This window comes from Pseudomonas sp. GW456-E7 (assembly GCF_059424105.1).
The window spans coordinates 17,028-37,279 of record NZ_JBWKZB010000036.1 but is presented as its reverse complement, the minus strand read 5'-3'; the positions used below and the strand labels follow the sequence as shown (position 1 = coordinate 37,279).

At 62.2% G+C, this 20,252-nt stretch carries 18 protein-coding genes; 8 read left to right on the top strand and 10 right to left on the bottom strand.

Features of this window, described 5'->3' with window-relative positions:
* Positions 1 to 30: 30 nt before the first annotated feature.
* Positions 31 to 990 carry a diiron oxygenase gene (locus AC07YV_RS21270; RefSeq protein WP_102701078.1) on the top strand — a complete coding sequence of 320 codons (960 nt, stop codon included), beginning with the start codon at positions 31 to 33 and terminating at the stop codon, positions 988 to 990.
* A gap of 14 nt (positions 991 to 1,004) precedes the next feature.
* Positions 1,005 to 1,805: an N-acyl homoserine lactonase family protein gene (locus tag AC07YV_RS21265; protein WP_102701077.1), complete on the top strand. Its 801-nt coding sequence runs from the start codon at positions 1,005 to 1,007 to the stop codon at positions 1,803 to 1,805.
* 114 nt (positions 1,806 to 1,919) lie between these two features.
* Here the strand turns inward: AC07YV_RS21265 and AC07YV_RS21260 are convergent, their stop codons facing one another.
* From AC07YV_RS21260 to AC07YV_RS21230, 7 genes are all read right to left on the bottom strand, one after another.
* On the bottom strand, positions 1,920 to 3,350 hold the full coding sequence (locus AC07YV_RS21260; RefSeq protein WP_102701076.1) for an aminotransferase-like domain-containing protein: 1,431 nt from the start codon (positions 3,348 to 3,350) through the stop codon (positions 1,920 to 1,922).
* 359 nt (positions 3,351 to 3,709) lie between these two features.
* On the bottom strand, positions 3,710 to 4,414 hold the full coding sequence (locus AC07YV_RS21255; RefSeq protein ID WP_008018881.1) for a hypothetical protein: 705 nt from the start codon (positions 4,412 to 4,414) through the stop codon (positions 3,710 to 3,712).
* A gap of 211 nt (positions 4,415 to 4,625) precedes the next feature.
* Positions 4,626 to 5,453, bottom strand: a complete 828-nt coding sequence (locus tag AC07YV_RS21250; protein WP_015093575.1) for an ABC transporter permease — start codon at positions 5,451 to 5,453, stop codon at positions 4,626 to 4,628.
* Between the two features lie 7 nt (positions 5,454 to 5,460).
* Positions 5,461 to 6,333, bottom strand: coding sequence for an ABC transporter permease (locus AC07YV_RS21245; RefSeq protein WP_095965821.1), 873 nt, complete (start codon positions 6,331 to 6,333; stop codon positions 5,461 to 5,463).
* Positions 6,334 to 6,343: 10 nt separating this feature from the next.
* A complete protein-coding gene (locus AC07YV_RS21240; RefSeq protein ID WP_102701075.1) occupies positions 6,344 to 7,456 on the bottom strand; it encodes an ABC transporter substrate-binding protein in 1,113 nt (370 codons plus the stop codon).
* Between the two features lie 88 nt (positions 7,457 to 7,544).
* Entirely contained in the window at positions 7,545 to 8,636 is a 1,092-nt protein-coding gene (locus AC07YV_RS21235; RefSeq protein ID WP_102701074.1) for an ABC transporter ATP-binding protein, read from the bottom strand.
* Between the two features lie 302 nt (positions 8,637 to 8,938).
* Complete coding sequence (locus AC07YV_RS21230; protein ID WP_102701073.1) at positions 8,939 to 9,844, bottom strand: LysR substrate-binding domain-containing protein; 906 nt, start codon at positions 9,842 to 9,844, stop codon at positions 8,939 to 8,941.
* A gap of 293 nt (positions 9,845 to 10,137) precedes the next feature.
* Between AC07YV_RS21230 and AC07YV_RS21225 the strand changes: the two genes are divergently transcribed.
* The 4 genes from AC07YV_RS21225 (at position 10,138) to AC07YV_RS21210 (ending at position 15,271) form a co-directional block, all read left to right on the top strand.
* On the top strand, positions 10,138 to 11,742 hold the full coding sequence (locus AC07YV_RS21225; protein ID WP_102701072.1) for a 5-guanidino-2-oxopentanoate decarboxylase: 1,605 nt from the start codon (positions 10,138 to 10,140) through the stop codon (positions 11,740 to 11,742).
* 81 nt (positions 11,743 to 11,823) lie between these two features.
* Positions 11,824 to 13,572, top strand: coding sequence for an amidohydrolase (locus AC07YV_RS21220; protein ID WP_102701071.1), 1,749 nt, complete (start codon positions 11,824 to 11,826; stop codon positions 13,570 to 13,572).
* Complete coding sequence (locus tag AC07YV_RS21215) at positions 13,569 to 14,519, top strand: CobW family GTP-binding protein (protein ID WP_102701070.1); 951 nt, start codon at positions 13,569 to 13,571, stop codon at positions 14,517 to 14,519. Before AC07YV_RS21220 ends, AC07YV_RS21215 begins: the two co-directional genes overlap by 4 nt.
* Positions 14,516 to 15,271 carry a class II aldolase/adducin family protein gene (locus AC07YV_RS21210; protein WP_102701069.1) on the top strand — a complete coding sequence of 252 codons (756 nt, stop codon included), beginning with the start codon at positions 14,516 to 14,518 and terminating at the stop codon, positions 15,269 to 15,271. Before AC07YV_RS21215 ends, AC07YV_RS21210 begins: the two co-directional genes overlap by 4 nt.
* 112 nt (positions 15,272 to 15,383) lie before the next feature.
* Here AC07YV_RS21210 and AC07YV_RS21205 read toward each other — a convergent pair whose 3' ends face one another.
* On the bottom strand, positions 15,384 to 16,904 hold the full coding sequence (locus AC07YV_RS21205; RefSeq protein WP_102701068.1) for a sensor histidine kinase: 1,521 nt from the start codon (positions 16,902 to 16,904) through the stop codon (positions 15,384 to 15,386).
* Entirely contained in the window at positions 16,901 to 17,620 is a 720-nt protein-coding gene (locus AC07YV_RS21200; protein WP_102701067.1) for a response regulator transcription factor, read from the bottom strand. Before AC07YV_RS21200 ends, AC07YV_RS21205 begins: the two co-directional genes overlap by 4 nt.
* Before the next feature lie 298 nt (positions 17,621 to 17,918).
* Between AC07YV_RS21200 and msrB the strand changes: the two genes are divergently transcribed.
* Positions 17,919 to 18,437, top strand: coding sequence for a peptide-methionine (R)-S-oxide reductase MsrB (msrB, locus tag AC07YV_RS21195; RefSeq protein WP_102701066.1), 519 nt, complete (start codon positions 17,919 to 17,921; stop codon positions 18,435 to 18,437).
* A 42-nt stretch (positions 18,438 to 18,479) separates the two neighbouring features.
* The gene (msrA, locus tag AC07YV_RS21190) at positions 18,480 to 19,187 is read left to right on the top strand and encodes a peptide-methionine (S)-S-oxide reductase MsrA (protein ID WP_102701065.1); all 708 of its coding nucleotides are present in this window, start codon (positions 18,480 to 18,482) and stop codon (positions 19,185 to 19,187) included.
* A 4-nt stretch (positions 19,188 to 19,191) separates the two neighbouring features.
* Here the strand turns inward: msrA and AC07YV_RS21185 are convergent, their stop codons facing one another.
* Positions 19,192 to 20,205 (bottom strand): sensor domain-containing diguanylate cyclase, encoded by a 1,014-nt coding sequence (locus AC07YV_RS21185; protein ID WP_102701064.1) that lies wholly within the window; start codon positions 20,203 to 20,205, stop codon positions 19,192 to 19,194.
* Positions 20,206 to 20,252 lie beyond the last annotated feature (47 nt).

The following is a 20,252-nucleotide window of genomic DNA, read 5'->3' as shown; positions in this document are numbered from 1 at the left end:
GGCGGGTACGCGTCTTACAGGTATCGCGTCATGCAAACAGCAATCGAGATCGCCCAGGTCGATCATCAACTGATCGTGCGGCTCAACCAGGCCTGGACCAGGCGCGCCTCCGTTTGTGCGCCGGACAGGGCTCAGATCATTGAAGCATTCGACCCGCTGCGCCCGGATTACCCGGAGTGCATGGTGCCGTTTTTCCATCACCCGACATTCCAGGCCTTGAGTGACGAACTCAAAAGCAGCGTGGTGACCTGGGGCTGGATCGGCTACAACCTGCGCACCGTCACCGCCGAAGAACACATTGTCAATCCGGCCCTCAGCGTCATTGCCAATCAGTACCTGGGCAAGGACGACTGGCATTTTCGCGAGGCCATGCAACAGACCCTGATCGACGAGCACTATCACACGCTGATGCACCTGCGCGCCATCGAACGGACCAGGCTGGAGCGGGCGCTGGATCAGGATCTGGATCTGCCGCCGTCCGTCACTTACCTGCGCCTGAAGGCCTTGCAGGCAGAGCTGACCGAGCAATGGCAGCGGGATCTGGCGGCGATCACCTTTGCGGTGGTGGCCGAGATCAGCGTCAACGCCTATCTGGATCTGCTGGCGGATGACCAGACCATCCAGCCGCAGAACCGCCAGGTGGCCGAGCAGCACAACCGCGACGAATACGCGCACAGCAAGGTGCTGGCTGAAGTGGCGAAGGTCATGTACGCCAATATGCAGCCGACCCAGCGGGAATTTTTCGCACGTAACCTGTCGGTGGCGCTGAGTGCCTTTATCGCTCAGGACTACTCGATGTGGGAGGCGATTCTGACGCAGCTCGGGGTCGAGGAGGCGGCACTGATCATTGCCGACACCCGAGAAAGCAACAGGAACGCGACCATCATGCGCGACTACAGCGGCCTGCATAAGCTGGCGCAGGAGCTGGGCATCAGCGAGCAGATCGACTTCGACTTCCGTCCGACCCTCAAAACCACGGCGGCCGCCTGAGCCCGGAGGTGTCTATGTCCATGCCTGTGTACGAAGTGTTCGCCATCCGTGTCGGCGCAAACGCCCAGCGCACCGCCCGGGAGAATTTTCTCTACGACGCCTGTTGCGGTGATCCGAATGCGCCGATGCCGCTGGATTACTACTTCTGGGTCATCCGCAACGAGCAGCAGGTGATCGTGGTCGACACCTGTTTCCAACCGGCCACGGCGCACCGGCGCAATCGCCAGATGTACCGCCTGCCGGAGGAATCCCTGCGGCAACTGGACATCGATCCGGCCCGGGTCGAACACCTGATCCTGACCCATTTGCACTGGGATCATGCCGGCAACCTCGGGCTGTTCCCGAAGGCGACCGTGCATTTGCAGGAAGCGGAACTGCGTTTTTGCACCGGGCCGAAAATGTCCCATCGCACGGTGAACAAAACCTACGAGGTCGAGGACGTGATGTCGGCGCTGCCGCCGTTGTTCGAAGGGCGGATGCGATTGCACGGTGGAGTCGTCGAGGTGGTTCCCGGTGTGACCTTGCACCCGGTGGGCGGGCATACGCCCGGCAGCCAGGTGGTGCGGGTGAATACTGAGCGCGGCTGGATTGTGCTGGCCTCGGATGCCGCGCACCTATGGGTCAACATTCGTGAGCGCAGTCCGTTTCCGATCCTCGATGACCTGGCGCAAACCCTCGAAGCCTTCACCGAGATCGACCGCCTGGCCGATGGCGAAGACCACGTCATCCCCGGCCACGACCCGCTGATCGCCGAGCGCTTTCCGCACTGGAATGACGACCCGCATATCGTTTGCCTGCACCAACCCCCGATCTGAAGATCACCTCAAACCCTGTGGGAGCGGGCTTGCTCGCGAAAGCGGTGTGTCAGATACATCAATTTTGAACGTACTGACGCCTTCGCGAGCAAGCCCGCTCCCACAGTGCCGGTGTTAACCCTGAGCTTTCAGGATACGTCCCAACGCCTGCAGTGCCTCATCAATCCGTGGCGAATACGGCGCGCCGCAGCCAATGCGCACAAAGTGATCGAAACGCTCGGTGTTGGAAAAGATATCCCCAGGGGAAATCTGGATGCCGACCTTCAGCGCCTCGTGAAAAAACGCCATGGATGAATGCCGGCGAGGCAATTCCACCCATAACAACGTGCCGCCTTGTGGGTGGGTCACGCTGGTGCCGATGGGGAAATAGCGGGCGATCGCCGTGCTCATCTGCGCGCGTTGTACGGTCAGGGTTTTCCTCAAGCGTCGCAGGTAACGTTCATAAGACGCTGTGCGCATGAATTCGCTGACCGCCAGTTGCGATATCAGCTCGCACCCCCGCGACTGCGTGTGCTTGAGCATCTCCACACGGTCGTGCCATTTGCCGGCGCTGATCCAGCCCAGGCGCATGCCCGGTGCCAGGGTTTTGTTCAGCGAGGCGCAATAGATCACGTTGTCGGTGCGGTCCCAATGTTTGAGCGTGGACAGCGGCTGCTCGGTGTCCACCAGGTCGCCGTAGGTGTCGTCCTCGATCAGCACGGTGTCGTGCTCGGCGCACAGTTTCACCAGCCGTGCCTTGTTGGCGTCGGGCATGATGCTGCCCAGCGGGTTTTGCAGGTTGGGAATGACGATCAACGCCTTGACCCGCTCAGGGCCTTGCAGCAGCAGTTCCAGGGCTGCCAGATTGAGCCCGGTGTGGGCCGAGGCCGGGACTTCCAGTACCCGCAGGCTCAGGCTTTCGAGAATTTGCAGCAGACCGTAGAAGGTCGGCGACTCCACGGCCACGGTGTCGCCCGGGCGGGTGACCGCACGCAAGGCCAGGTTGATCGCTTCGGTGGCGCCGTTGGTGATCACGATCCGTTCGGGGACCAGGTGGGTCTTGCTGGCCAGCGCCCGCCGCGCCAGGAGGTGACGCAATGCGCTGTTGCCGCAGGTCGAGCCCGCGGCGCCGAGCAGGCGGGTGTCGTAGCGCAGCGACTTGATCATGTTGTCTTGCAGGGTCTTCAGCGGATAAAGCTCCGGCGCGCAGTAGGCGCTGGCGAAATTGACCTTGACCGTTGCGCGCTGGCTGGCCTTGAGCACCGTTGAGACCTGTTGATGAATGCCGACATAGGCGCTGGTATCCAGCGCTGGCGCCGAGGCAACCGGGGCGGGCCTGGGCAGGGTGTCGGGCTGGCGAATGTAGTTGCCGGAACGCGGTCGGGCTTCCAGCACGCCGCAGTCTTCCAGTTCCCGGCACACCTGCACCGCGGTCGACAGGCTGACGGCGTGTTTTTCCATCATCAGGCGGATCGAGGGCAAGCGTTCACCGGTTTTCAAGGTGCCGCTGCGGATAGCGTCCAGATAGTGATTGGCCAGTTGGCGATACAAAGGGGTCGTGTTCATGATGACCTCAGCAGTTGCACCACCGAGGTCTGGGCTGGAAAGTGAGTTGACGCTCCCCGCAGGCGGACCCGTGGTGCTCATGGGTGAAGGGAAGTGTTGTTCTGCGTCGATACTGGAAGAGTAATCGCGGTTTTGCCCGAATCACGGGCAATAAAAAGCCCTGCGCTAGGGCAGGGCTCTTATTTGAGTCAGTGAGTGACCTGTGGCGAGGGAGCTTGCTCCCGCTGGGTGGCGAAGCCGCCCTGATCAAGTTACCCGCGTTACTTCAGAAAAACCGAGTTCACCGGGTTTACGACGGCTGCGCCGCCGAGCGCGAGCAAGCTCGCTCGCCACAGGCAGCCCTCTGACCACAGGGCGCCTTACTGCGCAGCGATGCTGTACCCATCGAACGCCGTCTGCTGTTGCAGGGCGGTGATGATGTTCTTGCGGTTGACCGCTTGCTCGGCGCCGCTGTTGTCCAGGAAGGTTTCGCTTTCCAGTTCCGCCTCTTCGCCTTCGCCAACGAAAGTGAAACCGAGGAACTCCAGGGCTTCACGGTCGACGTTCAGGCGCGAGCGCGGGGTGCGCAGCGGCAGGGTGACGCTGATGCCGTCCTTGCTGATGGTGAACACTTCGACTTCTTTCTTGGCCTTGGCGGCCTTGCTCTTGCCACCGCTCGGGTTGCTGATGGCCTGGTGCGTCTGGTTCAGCACCTTCAGGGCCAGGCCGTAGACGATTTCCTGGAACGCCGGGTCGTCCTTGAAGCTGGAGAGGATGCGGCTGATCGGGAACTTGCTGCTCAGGTCTTCCAGCGCGGCGATGTCGGCAGCTTCGGCGTCCTTGAGTTGCTTGAGCTGGCCCATCAGTTCATAGGCCTTGTCGTCGTCGAAGCTGTCGTGGGCCTGACGAATGGCGGCGCGCAGTTCGCGGATCTGGTCACTTTCGCGGGTGGACTGGAAAGCGTCCAGCACCATCTCGCTGATGGTTTTCGCCTGGGGTACGTGTTGTGAAAGATTGATGGAGTTTTCGTATTCCGCTTTGGACGACAAGGTGACTACGGATTCAGCGGTGTTGGAATCGGACATTGAAATTTCACTACTTTTTTCAGCTTGAATAGGGGCGAGAAAGCCCGGGGGCTTTTTCAGGCCGCCTAATCTATTGGACCGAGACCGCGTTGTCACGGCCCAATAGACAAAGCCCCTGTAGGAGCTGCCGCAGGCTGCGATCTTTTGATCTTGAAAAATCAGGATCAAAGGATCGCAGCCTGCGGCAGCTCCTACAGGGGCGCGTATTCAGTCAAGGATGCAGGAGTTTCTGCGCCCGTTTATCCGCCAGATGCTGAACCACCAGCCGTCCGATCAGCACCAGCAACGTCAGCGAGATCAACAACACCGAGATCGCCGCGACGCTTGGGTCGACGTTATCGCGCAAGCCGCTCCAGATGCGCTTGGGCAGGGTGTCGACGTTGACGCTGGTGATGAACAGCGTGACCGCCACTTCTTCCCAGGACAGGGCGAAACCCAACAGCGCGGTGGAGGCCAGGCCCAACTTCAGGTTCGGCAGGATCACCATGAACGTGGTCTGCATCAGGCTGGCGCCAAGGTTGCGCGAGGCCAGTTCGATGCGCCGGTCGATCTGACTGAGGGCCACCAGCATGGTCACCACGCCGTACGGCACCACCATGATCACGTGGGCAATCACCACGCCGGTCAGGGTGTCGTAGCCCATGCCCGGGGCGAAGCGACCGAGCTTGGTCTCCATGAAGTACAGCACCAGCGCGGAAATCACCGGCGGGATCGCCATCGGCAACAGCACCAGGCCGATCAGGGCCGTGGCCCATTTCGAGCGCATGTACCAGATGCCGAGGCTGAAACTCGCGGCCAGCAAGGTGGCGATGACGCTGGTGGCAAAGGCGATGGTCAGGCTCTGGCTGATGGCGTGGAACCAGTCCGGGTTGCTCACCAGCGCTTCGTAGTGGCGCAGCGACCAGTTGCCTTCGGGCATCGACAGGAAGCGCTTGCTGGTGAACGACACCGGAATGACCGTCAGCAGCGGGAACAGCATGAAGGCCATGGCGACCACGGCCAACAGCCGCGTACTCAGGCTTGTGCGATGGGTATTCATAGTGATCTCAGCCTACCAGTCGGTTGACGCGGGTCATTTTCAACAGCACCCAGATCAGCGCGCTGACCAGGGCCAGCAACACCACGCTCAGTGCCGCGCCCAGGCCCCAGTTGCTGGTCTGGAACATTTGCAGGAACACGTACTCGGCGATCATCACCGTTTGCCCGCCACCCAACAGCACCGGAGTGATGAAGAAGCCCAGGCAGAACACGAAGACCATGATGAACGCCCCCAGAATGCCCGGCAGGGTCTGCGGCAGCAGCACTTGCCAGAAGGTGCGCAAGGCACCAGCCCCCAGGCCGCGCGAGGCCATGAGCACACGCTGGTCGAGTTGACGCATGGTCGACAGCAGCGGGAACACCGCGTACGGGATCATCACGTGGAGCATGCCGATGACCACGCCGATTTCATTGCGGCTCAGTTGCAGCGGCTGGTCGATCAGGCCCATGCCCATCAGGCCGTTGTTGAGCACGCCGTTGCTGCGCAGGGCGATCAACCAGCCGAAGGCCCGCACCAGCACGGAAATCCAGAACGGAATGAAGATGCAGATCTCCACCACGCGCTGCCAGAACGGCGGGCTGAACACCCAGCAGTAGGCCAGCAGGTAACCGATCATCAAGGCCAGGCCACTGACGGTCAGGCACAGGCGCAACGTGCGCCAGAGCATCTCGTGGATCGCCGGGTCCGTGGCGATGCGCTGGTACTGCTCGATGCCCGGCGTCGGCAGCGAGAAGCTCCAGCCGACCACGCCGAGGAACGGCAGCACATAGAAGACCAGCAGCAGCACCGGCAGCGGAAACAGCAGCAGGCCGCGCTCCAGGCCCGGCGAGCTGAAGCGGGGCTTGGGGGCGGTCAGGGTCGAGGTCAGGGTGGTGGTCATGGTCACAGGCTCACTTGGACAACCGCGTCAGGTACTCTTCCAGGGCTTTGGAGTAGTTGTCGGCGTACCACTGGGCGTTGAGAGCGATCTGCTTTTTCAGGTTTTCTTCAGAGGCGCAGTTGGCTTCCAGTTGCTTGGCCGACATCAGCTTCTCCGTGGCGCTGTTGGAAGGCCCGTTGCCCAGCAGTTCGAACAGCTTGAGCTGGCCTTCAGGCTGCAAGGCTTGCTGGATGAACTGCATGGTCGGTTGAGTGCCGCCGGGGTTGCCGTTCAATACCGCCCAACTGCTGGAGTTGATGAAGCCGTTGTCGAAGCTCCAGCGCACGCGGTTGTCGGTGTCTTCGCTGAGCAGCTTGGCGCGGGTGTGCCAGATCGCACCCACCGACACCTCGCCGTCGACCATCAGTTGCTGGCTCTCGGCACCCGAACTCCAGAACGACAGGACGTGCGGCTTGATCTCGTCGATCTTCTTCAGCGCCCGTGGCACGTCCAGCGGGTACAGCTGGTCAGGCGGAACGCCGTCGGCCAGCAACGCCGCTTCGAGCATGCCGTTCATCCACTTGTACAGCGTGCGCTTGCCGGGGAATTTCTTCACGTCCCAGAAATCGGCCCAGGTCTTGGGCCCGTTTTCACCGAATTTTTCGCTGTCCCAAGCCATCACGTAGCTGAACTGGTAGCTGGCGATGCCGAAATCGGAGGAGAGTGCCGGGGCCACCTGATCGCGCTTGATGGTGTTGTAGTCCAGTGGCTGCAGGATCTTTTCCCGGCCCAGCACGATGGCGCTGTAGCTCTCGACGTCGACCACGTCCCAGCTCGGTTGGCCGCTGGCCAGCTGCGAGCGGATGGCGCCTTCGGTCGGGCCGGCGCCGTCGATGCGCACCTGGATGCCGGTGTTCTTGGTGAAGGTGTCGGTCCATGCCGAACGGAATGCGTTCAGGGCGTCGCCGCCCCAGTTGACCACCACCAGCGGCTTGTCCGCCGACCAGCTGATGCCGCTGCGCAGCGCCAATGGCACCGCGGCCAGCAGGCCCATGGCCTGAATGAAGGTGCGACGGTTGATCTGACCGTCGCGGGCCTTGTCGATAAGCACTTCGATGCAGTCTTGTTGGTGATCCTGGCGCATGGGCAAGTCCTCAGTCGGCGGGTGCCTGCGTGGGCACCGGCCTTTTTGTTGTCATTGGAAGAGAGCTTTGTGACGCAGTTTTTTTGGCTCAGGCCTGAAGCAGGAAGCTTTGCTGCACCGGCCAGCTCAACCACACCGGCGCGCCGCTGGGCATCGACGCGCCCGGGTGATTGCCGGGTACGGACAGGTTGATCGGCAGCGTGTCGCCCCCGACCTTGAGTGCCAGATGGGTGCTGGAGCCTTGATAGACCTTGTCGGTGAGTTGCGCGGGCATCACGTTATAGCCATCCCGGGTCGGGCATTCGCTGTGCAGTTCCATATGCTCGGGGCGCACGGCCAGCACGATCGGTGCCGCACTCAGTGCGTTCGGCGCCTGGGCATGCAATACGCTGGTGCCGCAGCGGCCGCTGGCGTTCTGGCCGTTGCGGGTCAGGTTGTCCAGCGGGAACAGGTTCATCTTGCCCAGGAACTCGGCGACGAAACGGCTCTCGGGGCGGTTGTAGATGTTTTCCGGGGTGTCGACCTGGGTCAGCTTGCCGTGGTTGAAGATCGCGATGCGCGAGGACAGCGCCAACGCTTCGTTCTGGTCGTGGGTGACGAACACGAAACTGGTACCGACCTGACGGTGGATGCGTTGCAGCTCGGTTTGCAGTTGTTCGCGCAGGTTCTTGTCCAGCGCCGACAGTGGTTCGTCGAGCAGCAGCAGTTCCGGCTCGAACACCAGCGCCCGGGCAATCGCCACGCGCTGCTGCTGGCCGCCGGACATCTCGGCGGGTTTCTTGTGCATGTGTGCACCGAGGCCGACCACTTCAAGGATGTGCTTGACCCGACGATTGCGTTCTTCAGCGGGGACTTTGCGGATGCGCAGCGGGTAGGCCACGTTGTCGGCCACGCTCATGTGCGGGAACAGCGCATAACCCTGGAACACCATGCCGTAGTTCCGCTTCTCGGCGGAGCGCCGGATGATGTCGACGCCTTGCTCCATCAGCTTGCCCGAGGTCGGGCTGAGGAAACCGGCCAGAATCATCAGCAAGGTGGTCTTGCCCGAGCCGGACGGACCCAGCAGGGTAAGAAATTCACCTTGGCGAACGTCGAGATCGACGTTATCCAGCGCCGCGAAACGGCCGTAATACTGGCTGATACCTTGAGCGCTGAGCTGGATCGCTGAACGGCTGGACACAATGAGGTTCCTCTTTTTATTGCCCATAAGACGTACGAGGACGGATGCGAATCCGAAATGGGCTTTGGGGACTTATTATTGTTAAAAATATCGCTACATCAATGGAATTATTTTGCTCGTATTGGTTAGTTTTATTGAACAAATAAGCTGTGTATTTCGCCTCGGCCAGAGGCCCCGAAATAGAGCTTCTACCCTGTGGGAGCGAGCTTGCTCGCGATAGCGATTTATCAGGCGACATCAATGGTGACTGTGGTGGCCTCATCGCGAGCAAGCTCGCTCCCACAGGGGAATGTGATGTGCTTTTACAGGGTGTCCTGCCAGGTCTGGCGGGATGACTGCAGCTGGGTCTTGACCCAGTTGCTGAAGGCCTGGACCACGGTGCGGTCTGCCTTCTGCGGGTCGGCGACCAGATAATAGCCACGGTGCAAGTCGATGCCGATGTCGAACGGCCGCACCAGCAAACCCTTGGATAACGCGTCACCGCTGATCAGGTTGTCACCGATGGCGATGCCCTGGCCGGCAATGCACGCGGACTGGGCGCAGTGCGCATCGGAAAACAGGATGCCGCTCGTCGCATTGACTCCGGAAGCCCCCGCGGCGGTCAGCCACACGCGCCAGTCCGAGTAGTCGGTCATGTGCAGCAAGGGGTAGCTGCTCAGTTCCTGCGGGCTTTTCAGGCCGCCCAAGGCGTTGATCAGGCGCGGGCTGCACACCGGGAAGAAGCGCAAAGCCACGATCTCTTCAACATTCATTTCCGGCCAGTCGCCAATCCCGTAGGCGATGAACAGGTCGACGTTGTGGTTGTTGGTGTCGTCCGGCGTGCGCGGGGAAACCAGTTGCAACTGCACTTGCGGGTACTGCCGCAAAAAAGCACCAATGTGGTGGCACAGCCAATAGGTGGCGAACCCCGGCGCGCAACTGACGCATAGCCGCCCGGAGATTTCCTGGTCGTCGACCAACTGCCCGGCGTCGAGCAGGTTCAAGAGAATCCCGTGCACTTCCCGCGCATAACGTTCGCCCTGATACGTCAGGCCGATGCCTCGGCCAATGCGCTCGGTCAGGGCGAAACCGACACATTCCTCGAGCTTGCTGATCTGGTGGCTGATGGCGCTGCGGGTCAGGTTCAGTTCACGGGCCGCGACCGACACGCTGCCCAGACGGGCAACCGCATCCAGCGCACGAAGGGCTGTCATCGAAGGAAAACGCATAAATCATCCCATTGAATGTTTGAAGACATGAGCCAGACCTGTGGCGAGGGAGCTTGCTCCCGCTCGACTGCGAAGCAGTCGTAAATGTATGCCGAGGTGAATCGGGTTTTGGGGCCGCTGCGCGACCCAGCGGGAGCAAGCTCCCTCGCCACAAGGTTAGCGCTTGCCCTTCTGTATGGTGACGTAAATCGAACAGTCAGGCCAAAAAAAATCGATTGTTGTATCGGTTGATTCAACAATACTAGCCCCATTCGTCGTTGGGCCTCGCTGGCCCCTTATCCAAGAGGTGCTGCATGACCCGTTGTGCCGAGGCGCTCGTTCAGTTGCTGGAAGGCTATGGTGTTGAAACCGTCTTCGGCATTCCCGGCGTGCACACCGTCGAGTTGTATCGTGGCCTGCACGGCAGTCGCCTGAAGCACATCAGCCCGCGCCACGAGCAGGGTGCCGGGTTCATGGCCGACGGTTATGCCCGTGCCAGCGGCAAGCCCGGGGTGTGCTTCATCATCACCGGACCGGGCATGACCAACATCATCACCGCCATGGGCCAGGCCTATGCCGACTCGGTGCCGATGCTGGTGATTTCCACCTGCAACCGTCGCGAACACCTGCGCCTGGGCCATGGCCACCTGCATGAAATGCCGGATCAGCGCGCGCTGGTCGCCGGGGTCTGCGCCTTCAGCCATACGCTGCAACACCCGTCGCAATTGCCGGAAGTGCTGGCACGGGCCTTTGCCTTGTTCGGCTGTACGCGGCCACGGCCGGTGCACATCGAGATTCCGCTGGATGTGCTGGAAATGTCTGCCGAGGGGCTGGACCTGCGCCCGCGTTCATTGCCGGCCGCGCCGGCCCCGGCGCTGGAAGCCATCGATGACGCCGTGGCCCTGATCAACAACGCCAAGCGTCCGTTGATTCTCGCCGGTGGCGGTGCGCGCCGGGCCAGTGAGGCCCTGACCGCACTCGCCGAACGCCTGCAGGCCCCCGTGGCGCTGACCACCAACGCCCGCGGTTTGCTGGCCCCCGAACATGCTTTGTTGCTCGACGGTGTGCAGTCCTCGGCCCATGGTCGCGAACTGTTTGCCGAGGCCGACCTGGTGCTGGCCGTCGGCACCGAACTGGGGGAAACCGACTACGACTTTTTCGGTCTTGGCCCTGTGCAGTTCAAGGCACCGCTGATTCGCCTGGACATCGATCCCATGCAAATACTCGGCGTACAAGCGGCCACGGTCGGCTTGCTGGGCGATGCCGGTCAAGGCTTGCTGTTGTTGCTCGATCGCCTGCCGCAGCGCCAGGCCGATCCAGCCTGGGCGGCTGAACGAGTGACCCAGGTCAACGCCCTCGAGCACGCCGGCTGGAGCGCCAGACAATCCCGTATGCAAGCGCTGCTCGATACCCTGCGCGATCACTTGCCGCAGCCACTGATCGTCGGCGATTCGACCCAACCGGTGTACCAGGGCGCGCTCGGCTACCGGGCGCCAACCCCCAATAGCTGGTTCAACGCTGGCAGCGGCTACGGCACCCTCGGCTACGGTTTGCCCGCCGCCATCGGCGCCAAGCTGGCCCAACCTTTGCGCCCGGTGGTGGCGTTGGTCGGCGACGGTGGCTTGCAGTTTTCCAGCGCCGAACTGATCGCCGCCAAAGAGGCCGGCGTCGGCGTGATCCTGCTGCTGTGGAACAACAGCAGCTACGCCGAAATCCGCGACTACATGAACGCCAAGGCGGTGCCGTTGCTGGGGGTGGACATCCTCACGCCGGACTTCGCCGCCTTCGCGCAAAGCTGCCACGTCAGCCATCACCGGGCACGTGATCTGGGCGGTTTGCGCGAACTGCTGGGGCAACTCGGCAGTAGCGTTGAGCCGGTGATGATCGAGGTCGACGCCACAACCTTTCTGGCTGACTAAAACAACAACAATTTTTTCAGGTCGCCGACACGCACAACGTCCGGCCGACCTTTCAATCTCCTGAACTCAAAGGTGGCTTACATGGCTGAGTCCGATAACTTTTCCTCTACCCATTCCGTGCAGGGGACCTACGCCGACCTGATCCTGGCCAACGGTCGCATCTACACCCAGGACCCGGCCAACCCGTGGGCCGAGGCCGTGGCCATCCGCGACGGCAAGTTGATCGCAGTCGCCGGCCTCGGCCAGATCGAGATGTTCAAGGGCCCGAACACCCGCGTGCACGACCTGCAAGGCGCATTCTGCATGCCGGGCCTGCACGACATGCACACGCATCCCGACCTCGCACTGGCGCCGCGCTACGCCGATGACCTCGACGTCGGCATCGAAGACCCGACCCCGGAACAGTTGCGCGAAAGCATCCTCGCCTATGCCGACAGTCATCCCGGCGACGGTTGGATCTACGGCCAGTACTGGGTGCGCTACACCTTCCGCGAGGCGGGCCTGACCCCGGGCCGCGAGTGGCTCGACAGCGTCATGCCGGACCGCCCGGTGGCACTGCTCGACCGCATGTGGGGCACCATGATGGTCAACTCCAAGGCCCTGGAACTGGCCGGCATCGACCGCCACACGTCCGACCCGCGCAACGGTTATTTCGAACGTGACGAGCTGACCGGTGAACCCACCGGCCTGATGATCGACGGTGCCTACGCGATGATCCACGCCGCCATGCCACCGACGCCGGTCAGCGTGCTGCGTCGCGCCTACCGCGATGGCGTGCACTTCCAGAGCTCGCGCGGCGTCACGGCGAGCAAATACGTGCACGTCTGCGAACAGCGTTTGCAGGCCCTCAAGGAACTCGACGACAGCGGCGAACTGACGGTGCGCATCGAAGCGGCGATCAGTTGGCAGGACGACATCTTCCCGGTGCGTCGTCGCTGGGAGCTGCTGGCCGGTGAACGTCACTACTACCGCAGCGCGCGCCTGAGCGCCAACGCGGTGAAGTTCCATTTTGACGGCACGGTCGAGCCGAAGTCTTCGTACCTGCTGACCCCGTGGCCGCAGGAATCGAGCTGGCGCGGCAAGCTCAACCTGACCCCGGAACACATCACCGACATGGTGGTGGACATGGACCGCAAGGGCATCCGCGTGATCGCCCACTGCACCGGTGACGGCGCGTCCGACGTGTTCCTCGATGCCGTGGCCGAGGCCCGTCGTCGCAACGGTTTCAGCGGTGTGCGTCACCAGTGCGCCCACAGCACCTTGCTGCACCCCGGCAACCTGCCGCGCTTCAAGGAGCTGAATGTCATCGCCGAGTTTTCCCCGGCCGCCTGGTACCCGACGCCGTTCGCCAGCGGTGCGCGTTCCGGTTACGGCCAGGAACGCCTCAAGCGCATCTACGATTTCAAAGGCGTGCTCGCCGCCGGCGGCACTGCGGTGATGGGCACCGACTGGCCGGTGGCGTCCATCGACCCGTGGCTGGCGCTGGAAACCATGATCACCCGGCAGAACCCGTGGAACGACGACCCGGCCTGCTTCGGCGACCCGATCAGCCTCGAACAGGCGCTGACCGTGATCACCAGCAACGGCGCCGTGGCCATGGGCCTGGAACACAGCACCGGCAGCCTGCAAGTGGGCAAGTCGGCGGACCTGATCGTCATCGACCGTGACCTGTTCGCTGCACCGGCACGCAACTACATTCACAAGACCCAGGTGCTGCTGACCTTCGTTGAAGGGCAACTGGTCTACGACCGCCATTCAACCCTGGAAACCGTCGGCCTCAAAGCCGTCTGGCAAGGCGAACCACCGGTGCTGGAGGGCAAGGCAGAATGACTTCCCCACGTATCGCCGTAACCGTGGTGTCGGGGTTTCTCGGCGCCGGTAAAACCACACTACTCAACCGCATGGTGCGCCGTGCCGAAGGCAGTCGGCTGGCGGTGATCGTCAACGATTTCGGCGAGCTGAACATCGATGCGGCCATCGTTTCCGAAGTCACCGACGCGGTGTACAGCCTGCAAAACGGCTGCATCTGCTGCACGGTGCAGGAAGACCTGCTGGCGCAACTCGCCAGCCTGGCGCAGCTTGAACCAAGGTTGGAGCGCATCGTCATCGAGTGCAGCGGTGTGTCCGACCCGCAACGCATCGTGCAGACCCTGGCTTATCCACAGCTGCGCAGCCAGATGCAACTGGACATGGTGATTACGGTGGTCGACGCCACCCGCCATCTGCAACTCGAGGGTGAATACGCGCGCCTGGCTCGGGCGCAGGTGGCCGCTGCCGACCTGCTGTTGCTGAACAAGACCGATCTGGTCGATGAGGCGCAGTTGCAGGCCTTGCGCAATGCACTGGGCGCCAGGACGCGTGTGCATGAAAGTGTGCAAGCCGAGTTGCCCGATGCGTTGTGGCTGGATACCGATCTGGACCTTGAGCCTCGGGCACAGAAACCGCTCACCCGGGTGGCCGATGGCGATCACGGCGAGATGTTCAGCAGCTGGTTGTGGCAGAGCAACGCGGCCCTCGATGTCGAGTGCTTGCGTGGCTGGTTGAGGGCGCTGCCCAGCGATGTATTCCGGGTCAAAGGCCTGGTGCTGCTGACGCCGGGCAGCACGGCGCACTGGCTGCAACATGTCGGCACCCGCAGTCAGTTTCTGCCGGCACTGGATGACGCCCGGGCCGATGCCACACGCCTGGTGTTCATCGCTCGCCGGGGCTTCGATGGCTGGGAGGCCTTGGGGCAAGGGCTGGAAGATTGCACTGTGAAAGAGGTTGCCGGGGTATGACATCGACAGAGCAACGTCTGCGTGAAGAGTTGGCGGCCTGCTACCGCCTGATTGCGCACTTTCGCATGACCGATTTGATCTTCACCCACATATCGGTGCGGATTCCGGGGCCGGAGCATCACTTTCTGATCAACCCTTACGGGCTGATGTTCGACGAAATCACCGCGTCCAACCTGGTGAAAATCGACCTCGATGGTCACGCAGTGGAGCCATCGCCGTACCCGGTCAACCCGGCGGGTTTCGTGATTCACAGTGCGATCCATGGCGCTCGAGAAGACGCGCAGTGCGTGCTGCACACCCACACCAAATCCGGGTGTGCGGTGGCGGCGTTGAAGTGCGGGTTGTTGCCGGTCAATCAGATTTCCATGGAGTTCTATGGTCGTGTCGCTTATCACGATTATGAAGGCGTGGCGCTGGACCTGAGCGAGCAGCAACGGCTGGTGGCGGACATGGGTGACAAGCCGGTGATGATGTTGCGCAACCATGGCTTGCTGACGGTGGGTGAGACGGTTGGGCAGGCGTTTATGCGCATGTATTACCTGGAAAAGGCCTGTGAAATCCAGTTGGCCGCGCAAGCTGCCGGTGAGGTTGTTCTGCCGTCGCATGAGGTCTGCGCGCATACCGAGCGGCAATTCAATGATCCGGGGCGTCCGTTGGATGAGGGGGAGTTGAGTGATCCGGATGCGATGCAATTGGCTTGGGCGGCGTTGTTGCGGATGCTGGAGCGCATTGCACCGGACTATCGGGGCTGATCCGGATTTTATGTTGTTTGAGCTGGCCTCTTCGCGAGCAAGCCCGCTCCCACAGGGGAATGCATTCCAAATGTGGGAGCGGGCTTGCTCGCGAAACAGGCGCTGCGGTCTGTCAGGCCTGCCTCGGTGTATTGAGGTTCATCGACCGCACCGCCAGCGCCGACGCTGTCTCTTCATCGATCGGCAACGAAAAGCGAAAGGTCGCCCCCCGTCCCGGCACATCGACCAATTGAATCTCGCGCCCGTGCAATTGCAGGATGCGATGCACGATCCGCAGCCCCAACCCGCCATCACGCCGTGCGCCGCCGATGTTGAACGGGCGCAGGAACAAACCTTCGCGCAGTTCCGGGGCAATGCCCGGGCCGGTGTCGCTGACCGTGACCTCGATGAATGCCCCTTGCGGGCGCAGGCCCAGTTCGACCTCTCCACCTGAAGGGGTATGGCGCAGGGCATTGTCGAACAGGTTGGTCAGCACCCGCTCGATCAGCCCGAGGTCCGCGCAGGCCGCCGAGGCGTTTGGCGCGAACGTGGCCTTGAGTTCGACCTGGCGCGCTTCGGCGGTGAGTTCGAATTTCTGGAAGATGTCCTGGGCCAGGTCGGTCAGGGAAAAGCGTTCCAGCACCGGTTGCACGAAGCCGTGTTCCAGTCGCACCAGTTCCAGCAACGACTGCGCCAGACCACCGACCTTGCGGCTCTGGTCCAGGGCGATGCCGAGGTAGCGACGGCGATCGGCAGGGGACAGCGTGGCGTCCTTGAGCGACAGGGTTTCCAGATAGCCGTGCAGCGAGGCCAGCGGCGTGCGCAAGTCGTGGGAGATGTTCGCCACCAGTTCGCGGCGCTCCTGGTCCTGGCGGGTCAACGAACGCCATTGCTCGCCCAGGCGGGCCTGCATCTGCCGGAATGCGGCATCGAGCACGGCGATTTCATCGTGGCTGGCGGCTTTTTCCGCCGCGACGGGCAGGGCCGGCGTGACCGGTACGCCATCGATATCGAACTGGCTGACGGTTTCGGTCAAGCGGCGCAACGGTCGGGTGATCAGGGCAAACGCGGTGAGACCGGCAATCAGGCACAGCAACGCCACCAGGCCGATGGACAGCAGCGCCGTGTTGAGCGCTGCGCTGGTCGCACCGCGTTCGGCCAGGCGGTCGTGATCCTCACCGAGCAGCACCACGTAGAGATAGCCCACCGGCTTGCCATCCACCTTCAGCGGTGCTGCGCTGAACACCTTGCGCGCATCGACGCTGCGCGGGTCGTCGCCGGGAATCGGTAGCGGATCACCCCGCAGCAGGCGCTGGATCGGCGCGAGATCGACCCGCTCCCGACGGATCCGGCCCTCGGGCGCGGCACTGCCGACAATCTTGCCCTCGGTGTCGAGCAGGTACACCTCGACACTGGGGTTGACCTGCATCAGCTTGCTGAACAAATCGCGCACGGCGTTGGGCATCAGGCCCTGGGTGTCCATCAGCACCGTGTCGCTGGCGATGTGCTGCGCCAGGTCGCGGGACAAGCCTTGCACCACTTCCTGTTCATGCATCTGGTTGGAGCGCACCTGCAACCACGCCGAGGTGCCGCAGCACACCAGCAGCAGCACGGCGAACACCAGGGACAGGCGTTGCGTCAGGGTCAGCCTCATGGCTGCGGCTCCTCCCCGGTGGCGAATTTGTAGCCGCGGCCCCAGACCGTGAGGATGCGTACAGGCTGCGCCGGATCGGTCTCGATCTTGGCGCGCAGGCGGTTGATGTGGGTGTTGACCGTATGCTCGTAGCCTTCGTGGCTGTAGCCCCACACGGCATTGAGCAGGTCCATGCGCGAAAACACCTTGCCGGGCTGGCGGGCGAAGAAGTACAGCAAGTCGAATTCCCGGGGCGTGAGGTCCAGGCGTTTTCCGTCGAGGGCCACCTCGCGGGTGATCGGGTCGATGGCCAGGCCGTCGGTGAGCAGGCTGCCGGCATCCATCTTCAGGTTGCGCGCCATGGCGTCGACCCGACGCAGCAGCGCCTTGACCCGGGCCACCAGCTCGAGCATGGAAAAGGGCTTGGCCAGGTAATCGTCGGCGCCCAGCTCCAGGCCGAGAATCCGGTGCACTTCGCTGGAGCGCGCGCTGGTGATGATGATCGGCGTGTAGCGCGCCATGGCCCGGGCGCGGCGGCAGATTTCCAGGCCGTCGACACCGGGCAGCATCAGGTCGAGGACCAGTGCGTCCCAGTTGCCCTGTTGCAGCAGGCGCATGCCTTCATCGCCATCGGCGCTGTGCACCACCTCGAACTGCTCATCGCGAAGATGCAGGCAGATCAGGTCGGCGATGTGCTGGTCGTCCTCGACCACGAGGACGCGTTTGGTCTGTTCCATCCAGGTCAATCCTTCGGTGCAATGAGCGCATGCCATTCGGCTTATGTTCAAAAAACCTGTGGGAGCGGGCTTGCTCGCGAAAGCGTCAGGTCAGCCAGTATCACCATCGACTGACACTCCGTCTTCGCGAGCAAGCCCGCTCCCACAGCAATAGCAGTGTTCAAGGTTGGCATACCCATTGTGCGGGTTTTTCGGGGCCCGAGTTATCACGAATTGTTTAACTTCCCGTGAGGATTTGGCGATCACCCAAAGCCTAGGCTGTGTTGCATGAAACACCCCTGGATTTTTGGAGGCGAGCATGTTTTCAAGACGGCAATTTCTTCTGGCGGGCGGCGGGCTGGGCGTTGCAGCCCTGGCGATCGGCCTGTTGCCGAAGTTTTCCACAGGCTCGGCCTTGATCAGTGAGGCCAGCGCAGCGGAAACATTCGAAGTGACCCACAGCGACAGTGAATGGCACGCGATCCTCAGTGACGAGCAGTACGACATCCTGCGCGAGGAGGGCACCGAACGGGCCTACAGCAGCCCGCTGAACAACGAGCACCGTGACGGTACCTTCGCCTGTGCCGGTTGCGACCTGCCGCTGTTTTCCTCGGCCACCAAGTTTGACAGCCGCACCGGCTGGCCGAGTTTCTGGGCACCCCTGGACAAGGCCGTGGCCACCCGCCAGGACCGTGCGTTCGGCATGGTCCGCGAAGAGGTGCACTGCCGGCGCTGTGGCGGGCATCTGGGCCATGTCTTCGATGACGGCCCGAAACCCACCGGCCTGCGCTACTGCATGAACGGCCTGGCGATGAAATTCGTGCCCCGAACCGTCTGATTTTGACTGTCTGCCCCCTTGGATCATTCAGGAGTTCCTTACATGAAAACCCTGTTCACCTGGCGCCATACGCTGTTGGTGCTGGCCACCATTGGCGTTATCGGGACATGCTCGGCGTTCTCTCTCAGTGGAGCTGAAGAAGCCGTCGTTATTCCACCGCCGGCCCTCGACGAAACCACCCAGGCCCGCAGCGAAACCGCGGTGTTCGCCGGCGGTTGCTTCTGGGGTGTCCAAGGGGTGTTCCAGCATGTCAAAGGTGTGAAAAGCGCCGTCTCCGGTTACGCGGGCGGGGCGGCCGATACCGCGCAATACGAGCGCGTCAGCGACGGCAATACCGGCCATGCGGAGTCGGTCGAAGTCACTTTCGATCCCGCTCAGGTCAGCTACGGCACCTTGCTGCAAATCTACTTCTCGGTGGCGCACAACCCGACCGAGCTCAATCGCCAGGGACCGGACACCGGCACCCAGTATCGTTCGGCGATTTTTACCAGGAGCAGCGAACAGCAACGAGTCGCCCAGGCCTACATCGCCCAGCTCGACGCCGCCAAGTCGTTCAACAAACCGATCGTGACCCGGCTGGAAAGCTACAACGGCTTCTACCCGGCGGAGGAGGAACATCAGGACTTTCTCACCGAACATCCGACCTATCCCTACATCGTGATCAACGATCTACCGAAAGTGGCGCAGCTCAAGCAGCTGTACCCGGATCGCTATCAGGAGCAACCGGTGCTGGTGAAGGCGGGGAGGTAAGGGGTTATCCCGAGATCACGTTCTTGCCGGCGATTTTCGAGCGGTACAGCGCCTGATCGGCCCGTGCCATCAGGCCAGTCTGCTGTTCTTCCTCAAAGCGCTGGACCACGCCGAAACTCATGGTCACCTGAAAGTCTCCCACGGGCAGCAAGTCCGCAAGGCCGTGGCGGATCTTCTCGGCGAGGGTCCGGGCTTCGGCCAACGGGGTGTTGGGCAGCGTCATGATGAATTCGTCGCCGCCCCAACGGGCCAGCAGGTCGCCCTCGCGCACGAAGCGTTTGACGATCTCGACCACATGCACCAGCGCAGCATCGCCCAAGGCATGGCCGTAGTGATCGTTGATGGTCTTGAAGTCGTCGATGTCCATGGCGATCAAGGACAGGGGTTCACGAAAGCGCTGGGCACGGTCGCAGGCCTGGGGCAGGACCTGTTCGAGTCGATAGCGATTGGCAACGGCGGTCAGCGCATCGGTTTGCGCCAGCTTGCGGTTTTCTTCGAGCTGCAGCTGCAATTGATGATTGACCCGTGACAACTCCTGAGTGCGTTCTTCGATCAACGCCTCCAGGGAGTGATTGCGTCGTTCGAGCGCCTCGAACAGTCGGCGCTTGTCTTCAATGCTGCGGTGCGCGCCAATCATCCGCGCTACCGAACCATCGGCATTGCGCGCCAGGATGTGGCCGCGGTCTTCTATCCACAGGTAGCTGCCGTCCTGCATGCGGCAGCGATATTCGGCCTGATAACCGCTGGCACGCTGGCTCAGGTAGTCGTCAAACAGGGCCATGACGCGTGGGTAGTCATCGGGATGGATGACGTTTTCCCAAGTCAGCACGTTGTTGTCCAGAGTATGAGGCGTATAGCCGAGCATCTCGTACCAGCGCGCCGTGCGGTAGACGAAGCCGGTGTTGGCGTTCCAGTCCCAAATGCCGTCGCTGACCAGCTCGAGAATGGTGTGCAGCATGCCGTCGCTCATGTCTTCGACATTGAACTTCAACGGTTCGATATTCGACGCTTCTCCCATCTGAGCTCTCCTTGCCAGTGACTCGCCAGTCAGCAGATTAGTGCATG